The 8,528-nt window shown below is 66.1% G+C and carries 4 protein-coding genes and 4 pseudogenes; 2 read left to right on the top strand and 6 right to left on the bottom strand.

Translation table 11 applies throughout. The features are described 5' to 3' along the window. A pseudogene (xdhB, locus tag Q427_RS37095) lies at window positions 1-2,384 on the bottom strand (xanthine dehydrogenase molybdopterin binding subunit); the annotation flags it as partial. Continuing rightward, window positions 2,368-3,833, bottom strand: a pseudogene (gene xdhA, locus Q427_RS22350) (xanthine dehydrogenase small subunit). The pseudogenes xdhA and xdhB, both read right to left, overlap by 17 nt. 342 nt (window positions 3,834-4,175) lie before the next feature. On the opposite strand from xdhA, the gene Q427_RS22345 reads away from it, so the two are divergent. After that, complete coding sequence (locus Q427_RS22345; RefSeq protein WP_043517399.1) at window positions 4,176-4,850, top strand: TetR/AcrR family transcriptional regulator; 675 nt, start codon at window positions 4,176-4,178, stop codon at window positions 4,848-4,850. Here Q427_RS22345 and Q427_RS22340 read toward each other — a convergent pair. The 4 genes and pseudogenes from Q427_RS22340 to Q427_RS22325 form a co-directional block, all read right to left on the bottom strand. After that, window positions 4,831-5,097 carry a HigA family addiction module antitoxin gene (locus Q427_RS22340; RefSeq protein ID WP_043517398.1) on the bottom strand — a complete coding sequence of 89 codons (267 nt, stop codon included), beginning with the start codon at window positions 5,095-5,097 and terminating at the stop codon, window positions 4,831-4,833. The two genes, Q427_RS22345 and Q427_RS22340, sit on opposite strands and share 20 nt — an antisense overlap. A gap of 39 nt (window positions 5,098-5,136) precedes the next feature. Beyond that, on the bottom strand, window positions 5,137-5,307 hold the full coding sequence (locus Q427_RS34635) for a type II toxin-antitoxin system RelE/ParE family toxin (RefSeq protein ID WP_231613859.1): 171 nt from the start codon (window positions 5,305-5,307) through the stop codon (window positions 5,137-5,139). Window positions 5,308-5,492: 185 nt separating this feature from the next. After that, window positions 5,493-6,694: pseudogene (gene arsJ / locus Q427_RS22330) on the bottom strand (organoarsenical effux MFS transporter ArsJ). Next, window positions 6,691-7,707, bottom strand: a complete 1,017-nt coding sequence (locus Q427_RS22325; RefSeq protein ID WP_043517396.1) for an ArsJ-associated glyceraldehyde-3-phosphate dehydrogenase — start codon at window positions 7,705-7,707, stop codon at window positions 6,691-6,693. Before Q427_RS22325 ends, arsJ begins: the two are co-directional and overlap by 4 nt. A gap of 255 nt (window positions 7,708-7,962) precedes the next feature. On the opposite strand from Q427_RS22325, the pseudogene Q427_RS22320 reads away from it, so the two are divergent. Continuing rightward, window positions 7,963-8,528 (top strand): annotated as a pseudogene (locus Q427_RS22320) (ATP-dependent helicase HrpB); the annotation flags it as partial.

Here is an 8,528-nt window from a genome sequence, read left to right as displayed (position 1 = left end):
TCCAGGCGTGGTGCCTCGGCGTAGTCGGCCAGGCTCGCCAGGGCGTCACGCAGGGCCGACCACACCGCCATGCCGAGCATGAAGGGGGGCTCGCCCACGGCCTTGGAGCGATAGATGCTGGCCATGGAGTTGGGGTGCCCCTCCATCAGCTTGACGTTGAACACCGGCGGCAGGTCGCCGTAGGTGGGGATCTTGTAGGTGGCGGGGCCGTCGGAGATCAGCCGGCCGGCCTCGTTCCACTTCAGCTCCTCGCTGGTGAGCCAGCCCATGCCCTGGATGAAGCCGCCCTCCACCTGGCCGATGTCGATGGCCGGATTGAGCGAGTCGCCCACGTCGTGAAGGATATCGACCCGGTCCACCTGGTACTCGCCGGTGAGGGTATCGACGCTGACTTCCGCCACGGCGGCGCCGAAGGCGTAGTAGTAGAAGGGGCGGCCCTGGCCCACGTTGCGGTCGTAGTGGATCAGCGGCGTGGCGTAGAAGCCCTTCTCGGAAAGCGAGATGCGGTTGAGGTAGGCCGCCTGCACCAGCTCGCCCCAGGAAATGCGGTGCTCGCTCTCGCCATGGCCGGCCACCAGGTGCCCGGCTTCGAGGCGCATGTCCTCGCGGTCGAGCCCATGGTCCTGGTAGAGGTGCTCGTGGGCGAAGTCGAACAGCCGCTCCTTGAGCTTCACGCAGGCGTCCCGTGCCGCCTGGCCGTTGAGGTCGGCGCCGCTGGAGGCCGCGGTGGGCGAGGTGTTGGGCACCTTGTCGGTACGCGTCGCGGTGATGCGCACCTCCGAGGTGTCGAGGCCCAGCTCGCGGGCGGCTACCTGACAGATCTTGGTGTGCAGGCCCTGGCCCATCTCGGTGCCGCCGTGATTGATCATCACGCTGCCGTCGGTATAGACGTGCAGCAGCGCACCGGCCTGGTTGAGGTGCTTGGCGGTGAACGAGATGCCGAATTTCACCGGTGTCAGCGCCAGGCCGCGCTTGACGACCGGGCTCTCGGCGTTGAATTCGGTAATGGCGCGGCGCCGCGTCCAGTAGTCGCTGCTGGTCTCGAGCTGCTCGACGAGTTCGCGGAGCAGGGCGATCTGGTCCACCCGCTGGCCGTAGTGGGTGGTCTGGCGGTCGGGGCGGTAGAAGTTGCGCTTGCGCACCGTCAGCGGGTCCTCGCCGATGCGCCGGGCGATGTCGTCCATGGCCGCCTCGATCACCATCATGCCCTGGGGGCCGCCGAAGCCGCGGAAGGCGGTGTTCGATGCGGTATGGGTGCGGGCCCGGTGGCCCGTCACGCGGGCCTCGCCCAGCGAGTAGGCATTGTCGCTGTGGAACATGGCCCGGTCGACGATGGCGTCGGAGAGGTCGGGCGAGTAGCCGCAGTCGCCGATCACGGTGATCTCGCCGCCCAGGATCACGCCCTGATCGTCGACTCCCAGCCGGTAGCGGTTATGGAAGGGGTGGCGCTTGCCGGTGGCGCGCATGTCCTCGGCACGGGGCAAGGCGTACACGGGTGGTACGGCCGGTGCGGCGGGCGATCAGCGCGGCGATGCAGGCCCAGGCGAGGCCTGGGTCTCCTTGCCGCCGAAACCGCCGCCCATGCGGCGCACTTCCACCGTCACGGCATGGAACGGGATGCCCAGCACTTCGGCCACCAGTTTCTGGGTCTCGCTGGGGTGCTGGTTGGAGGTGAACACCACCACGCCCTCGTCCTCGGTGGGCTGCACCAGGCAGGCCTGGCCCTCCAGGTAGAAGTGCTCCTGGCCGCCGACGAACTGCTCGTCCTCCACCACCAGGGTGGCATTCTTCAGCGCCTGCTCCCAGTCGCCGCTCTGCTGCACGTGAGTGGGGCGCACGAACTCTTCCCGCTCGGCCGCGGCCACCGGGTCGAGACAGGCCGTCTGCTCGTCGATCTCCACGACTGCCGCCTGGACGGCTTCCCTAGCGGCGCGATGACTCTCGGCGGCCACGGCGAAGATGACCTGGCCGACGTAGCTGATCTCTTCCTCGACAAAGATGGGGTCGCCGGGGAATACGGGGCCGATATCGGTATGACCGGGCACATCGCCGACGGCGATGACATCCACGACGCCGGGCATGGCGCGGACCTTGTCCAGGTCGAGGCGGGTCAGTCGGCCATGGGCGACGGGAGAGAGGCCGAGGGCAACATGCAGGCAATCCGCCGGGGCGCTCAGGTCGTCGATGTAGGCGGCCCGGCCGGTGACATGCTTGACCGCGCTCTCATGGGCCTGGGAGTGCGGGTGCGTATTGGTAGAGGGGAGCGTGTCCCGCGCCAGGGGGCCGTCGCCCTTGATGCGACCGTCGAGCTCGTGGCGGGCTGCCACCGAGTCGGCGCTCACATCTTCGACGGCGTCTTTGTTCAGCTTAGTGAGCGTACGCATGGAGCATCACCTCCCGGGGCTGTCTGTGGCGTCCTGGGCAATGACCAGGCGCAGGCGTTCGAGCAGGTTGGCGGCAGAAAGCTGGCGATAGTGGGCACTGCCGCGAACATCCGACATGGGCTGGAAGTCCTGGGACAGCGCCAGCCGAGCCTCCTGGAAGGCCGCCGACGAGGGCACCTTGCCTTCCAGCGCCGCCTCGGCCCGGGTTGCGCGTTTGGGGATGGCGGCCATGCCGCCAAAGGCCAGACGGACATCGCGCAGGACCCCATCCTCCAGGCGCCAGGCGAAGGCCCCCAGCACGGCGGAAATATCGTCCTCACGCCGTTTGGACAGCTTCCATACCTTGAGCGTTTCCCCCGGGGCGGGGTGAGGCAGGAACAGGGCGCGGATCGCCTCGCCCTGCTGCAGGGCGGTACGCTTGTAGTCCAGGAAAAAGTCGTCGAGGGGTAGTTCGCGTTCACCCTCGGGGCCGACCAGTCTCAGGCGCGAGCCCAGCGCCAGCAGCACCGGCGGGGTGTCGCCGATGGGCGAGGCGTTGGCCACGTTGCCGCCCAGGGTGCCCCGGTTACGAATCTGGGAGGAGCCCAGCCGATGCAGCAGGTGGGCGAAGGCGTCGAAGTGTTCCTCTAGCAGCGGCTCGATACGCGAGTAGGTCACGGCAGCGCCGATCCACCAGCCCTTGCGGCCATCCTCGAGAGTGGTTTCCTCGATGACGTTCAGCTCCGCGACGCGAGTGACATCGATCAGCCGCTCGAAGCGTACCAGCCGCTGGGTGCTCTCCAGCCACAGGTCGGTGGCGCCGGCAACCAGCCGCGCCTCGGGATGACGCGCCAGGCACTCGGTCAATTCGGCGAGCGTGGTCGGCTGGGCAAAGGGGCTTTCACAGACGACAGGTTCGGCTTTCGGCGCTGGGGCGGCGGCGTCCATCCACAGGAGGCGATGTTCGGGATGCTCATGCATGGTCAGGGCGGCGTCGCGGATCGGGCGGTAGCCGGTGCAGCGGCAGAGATTCCCCCCCAGGGCGGCCTCGAGACGCTGTGGCGTCAGCGGTGCCAGGGCCTTGTCGGCCTGCCGACGCTGCTGCTCATGAAGGGTGAACAGCGACATGACGATGCCCGGGGTACAGAAGCCGCACTGGCTGCCATGGCACTCGACCATGGCCGCCTGGGCGGGATGCAGGCTATCGCCGTCGGCGAGGCCGTCCACGGTGACCAGGTGACGTCCCTGCAGCTGGTGGGCCGGGGTGATGCAGGCATTGGCACTGTGGTAGCGCACTTCGTCGTCGGGGCCCGTTTCGCCGATGGCCACGGTGCAGGCGCCGCAGTCGCCGGAGGCGCAACCCTCCTTGGTGCCCGTGGCGCCAAGGGTTTCGCGCAGCAGTTCAAGCACGCTGGTTTCGGGGCTCGCCTCGCAATGGCGCGGTTGTCCGTTGAGCAGGAAGTCGATCATCGCCGTGTCTCTTGTTGAGCCTGTTATTCAAGCTGAGATGGAGCTTGCTGTTGTTCGTTATGCGGAAGCCTGTGTCTTGACGAAGCTTACATAGTGAAGCTGACCAAATGGTCAGGATGATTTCAGCATGGGCCAGAATGTCGCACTTTGCAAGTCCTGGGGCGGGCTTTGTACGATCGAACCGGGGCTTTGCAGGCAGGCGCCAGGCGGTCTCGGCAGGCTGCGGAGCTTGAAACGGAGGAACGCAGTATCCTGGCTGCGGACGCCACCTGTTTGCAGCAAACCCCGGGGTGGGGCACTCTCTTTGCTTTACCGAAACGCAACAAGGGCAGAGGCCACTCGATGTCAGAACTGCCAGCTATTGAAAAAGAGAGCCGCTCCCGCGGCGGTGTCGAGGGTAACGGTGGCACCCGTGAGCGCAACGAACGCGAGATCCTGGCGGCAGCCGAACGGGTCTTCGCCCAGTATGGCTATCGCGGTGCCAGCGTGCAGGCCATCGCTGAAGCCGCAGGGTTGCCCAAGTCCAACGTCCTCTACTACATGGGCAACAAGCGCGGCCTCTACGTACGCCTGCTGGAACGCATGATGGCGCGCTGGAACGCGCTGCTCGACGACATCAGCGTGGAGGACGATCCTGCCGATGTGCTGGAAGCCTTCATTCGCAGCAAGATGCAGCTGTCGCGGCGTCATCCGGAAGGCTCGCGACTGTTCGCCGCCGAAATTCTCGGCGGGGCGCCATTCCTCCAGGCCTATCTGCGCGGAGAGCTGCGTGAATGGGTGCACGCCAGGGCGAAGATCTTCGAACAGTGGGCCGAGCGCGGCCTGATGGACCCGGTCGATCCGGTGTGGCTGATCTTCCTGATCTGGTCGGCCACCCAGCACTATGCCGACTTCGAGGCCCAGGTGCTGGGCATCACCGGCAAGGACGAGATTTCCGACGCCGACGTGGAGCGAATCACCCGGTTCCTGACCCAGGTGATCCTCAAGGGGTGTGGGGTCAGGCCGCGCGGGGCTTGATATGGCGATAGTCACCCTGACGACGGGCTTCTTCCAGATCGTAGGCGTTCTGCAGGCGTAGCCAGTAGCCTTCGCTGGTACCCAGAAACCGCGACAGGCGCAGATCGGTGTCGGCGGTGATGGCCCGCTTGCCTCGGGCGATCTCGCCGATCCGCGTGGCGGGCACGCCGATGGCTGTGGCCAGGGCGTTCTTGGTCAGCCCCATCGGTTCGATGAAATCCTCGAGCAGGATCTCGCCGGGATGCACATTGGCAGATGTTCGACGGCTTGGCTCATGGGAACCTCCTCAATGGTAGTCGACGATTTCCACGTCCCAGGCATTGCCATCCCCGAAGCGGAAGCAGAGCCGCCACTGGTCGTTGATGCGGATGCTGTACTGCCCCTTACGTTCGCCCTGCAGGGCCTCGAGGCGATTGCCGGGCGGGTATCCGTAGATCGTCCAGCGTGGCGGCGGCATGCAGCTGGCGGAGTTTCTTCAGCGCACTGCGCTGCATGTCCCGCGGCAGGCGTTTCGCTACCCGGCCCTGGGCGATCATGGAAGCCTGCTTATCCTTGAAGGATGTAATCATCGTCACAGTCCATTGGACGTATGCATCAACGTTAACGCCTTGCGTTATATAACGCAAGGCGTTATTGTCGGCGTCACGTCTCCCGCGGCAGTGCCAGGCTGATCGCCACGGTAGCGACGAGCATGGCGCTGGATACCCATAGCGTGGCGACGAGTCCGCCGGTCATGTAGAGCCAGCCGGAAAGCAGGGTGCCGATCAGTCGCCCCATGGCGTTGGCCATGTAGTAGAAGCCCACGTCCAGCGAGACGCCGTCGGCGCGGGCCATCTTCACGATGAGAAAGCTGTGCAGGCTCGAGTTCACCGCAAAGACGGCACCGAACAGCAGCAGCCCGCCGAGCAGTGCAGGTGGGGTTGCATCTCGAGGAAGAGCGCGATCAGTGCCGGCAGGGCGGCGAGCCCCGCTGCCCACAGGATGGCCGCCGAGCGGCCCGCATGGTGACCGGTAATCCGTGGCGCCACCGCCTGCACCGCGCCGTAGCCGATCACCCACAAGGCCAGGAAACCGCCCACGCGCCAGCTGTCCCAGCCGAACTGAGTGGCAAGAAACACCGGCAGCGCTACCACGAACCAGACGTCCCGCGCACCGAACAGGCAGAGCCGTGCCGCCGACAGGATATTGATGGCGCGGCTCTTGGAGAGGATCTCGCGAAACTTCGGCTTGGCCTTGGCGCGGCCCAGGTCGGCATCTAGACGCAAGAGCGATAGCCCGAGCACGCCGGCGAGCATCACCGCCATGGCGAGTATCGCCCCCTGGAAGCCGATCAGCGTCAGCAATAGCCCACCCATGAAGAAGCCCACACCCTTCAGCGCGTTCTTCGAACCCGTGAGCAGCGCCACCCAGCGGTAGAGTGACTGATGGCCGGCGTCGCCGGCCGGCACCAGGGTCTTGATGGCGCTTTTCGCGCTCATCTTGTTGAGATCCTTGGCGATCCCGGAGAGCGCCTGGGCGGCCATGACCCAGGGCACGCTCAGCCAGGCCACCGGTACCAGCAGCATGGCAAGTGCGAATACCTGCAGGCCCAGGCCCAGGTTCATGGTGCGGTTGAGTCCCAGCCGGGCACCGAGCCAGCCGCCCACCAGGTTGGTCACTACACCGAAGAACTCGTAGAACAGGAAAAGCAGCGCCACCTCCAGCGCCGAATAGCCCAAGCTGTGGAAATAGAGCACCACCAGCATGCGCAGGGCGCCGTCGGTGAGCGTGAAGGCCCAATAGTTGCCGGTAACCAGCAGGTACTGGCGTATCTCCCGGGGCAGGGCGGCGACGCGAGCGATCATGCGTCGGCGTTCCCCACCATGGCGGCCAGCTCCACGGTGCGGCAGGCGTAGCCGTACTCATTGTCGTACCAGGCGTAGAGTTTCACCTGGGTGCCCGCCACCACCATGGTGGAGAGGGCATCGACGATGGAGCTGCGTGGGTCGCTGCGGTAGTCGATGGAGACCAGCGGGCGCGCCTCATAGCCCAGGATGCCGGCAAGCTCGCCCTCGGCGGCCTCCTTGAGCAGGCTGTTCACTTCCTCCACCGTGGTCTCGCGCTGGACCTCGAAGACCATGTCGGTGAGCGAGGCGTTGGCCAGCGGCACCCGCACGGCATGGCCGTTCAGCTTGCCGGTGAGCTCCGGGAAGATCGCGGTGATTGCCTTGGCCGATCCGGTGGTCGTCGGAATCAGGCTCATGCCGCAGGCGCGGGCCCGGCGAAGATCCTTGTGCGGAGCATCGAGGATGACCTGGGTATTGGTGATGTCGTGGATGGTGGTCATGGAGCCGTGGCGGATGCCGAGTTTCTCGTGGATCACCTTGACCACCGGTGCCAGGCAGTTGGTGGTGCAGCTCGCCGCGGTGACGATGCGGTGGCGGGCCGGGTCGAAGAGGTGATCGTTGACCCCCACCACCACGTTGAGCACGCCTTCCTCCTTGACCGGGGCACTGACCACCACCCGCTTCACGCCCTGGTCGAGGTAGGCCTGCAGGGTGTCGGACGACTTCATCTTGCCCGAGGCCTCGATCACCACGTCGCAGCCCGACCAGTCCGTGTCGGCAATGTCACGGTTGGCGGTGAAGGTGATCCTCCGGTCGGCGACGAGCAGGGCGTCCTCGGTGGCCGTGATATCATCGCCGCCACCGGTCCACTGGCCATGCACCGAGTCGAACTGCAGCAGGTGGGCGAAGGTGGCGGCATCGCCACCGGGGTCATTGACCTGCACGAACTTCAGGTCCTTGTTGTGCCAGCCGGCACGAAGTGCCAGGCGACCGATACGGCCGAAACCGTTGATGCCGATGCGAAGGGTCATGGTGTTGCTCCTGTGCTAAAGCCCGGAAATATATGGTAAATCGTATATGACTTTTGATGACAATTCGATGACATCGTCGTCATTGGCACTGCCGATCGAGGCCAGACTGGATGAGATCTGCCAGGCGCTTGCCAGTCATTCCCGTGCGCTGCTGGTGGCCGAACCCGGCGCAGGGAAGACCACCCGGGTTCCCCTGGCACTGCTCGAGGCGCCTGGTGCGGCCAGGGCAAGCTGCTGCTGCTGGAGCCCCGCCGCGTGGCCGCCAGGCTGGCTGCCGGTTTCATGGCCGAGAGCCTCGGTGAACCGGTGGGGGAGACCGTCGGCTACCGCATGCGGGGCGAGAGTCGAGTCGGTGCCACTACGCGCCTCGAGGTCGTCACCCAGGGGGTGTTGACCCGCATGCTGCAGGACGATCCCCTGCTCGAGGGTGTGGCGGGCATCCTCTTCGACGAGTTTCACGAGCGCAGCCTGGAGGCGGACCTGGGCCTGGCGTTGGCGCTGGATGCCCAGTCGGTGCGCGACGACCTGCGCCTGCTGGTGATGTCGGCGACCCTGGACGTGGACGCCCTGCTCGGGGTGTTGGGCAGGGAGACACCGGTGATCGATTGCCCTGGCCGGGCGTATCCCGTGGCGACGCGATATTTTCCCGTCAGTGGCGGCCGGGATGCGCCGCGCCAGCAGTGCACGGCGATACAGCAGGCAATGCAAGCGGAAGCGGGAGACGTCCTGGCGATACTGCCTGGGGTGGCCGAGATTCGGCGCCTGGCACGGGAGCTGGCCGCGCGGGGGACCGAGCTTGCGGTCATGGAGCTGCATGGGCG

The organism is Halomonas sp. BC04 (assembly GCF_000568385.1).
The sequence above is the reverse complement of the archived record's forward strand: the minus strand, read 5'-3'. Positions and strand labels throughout refer to the sequence as shown.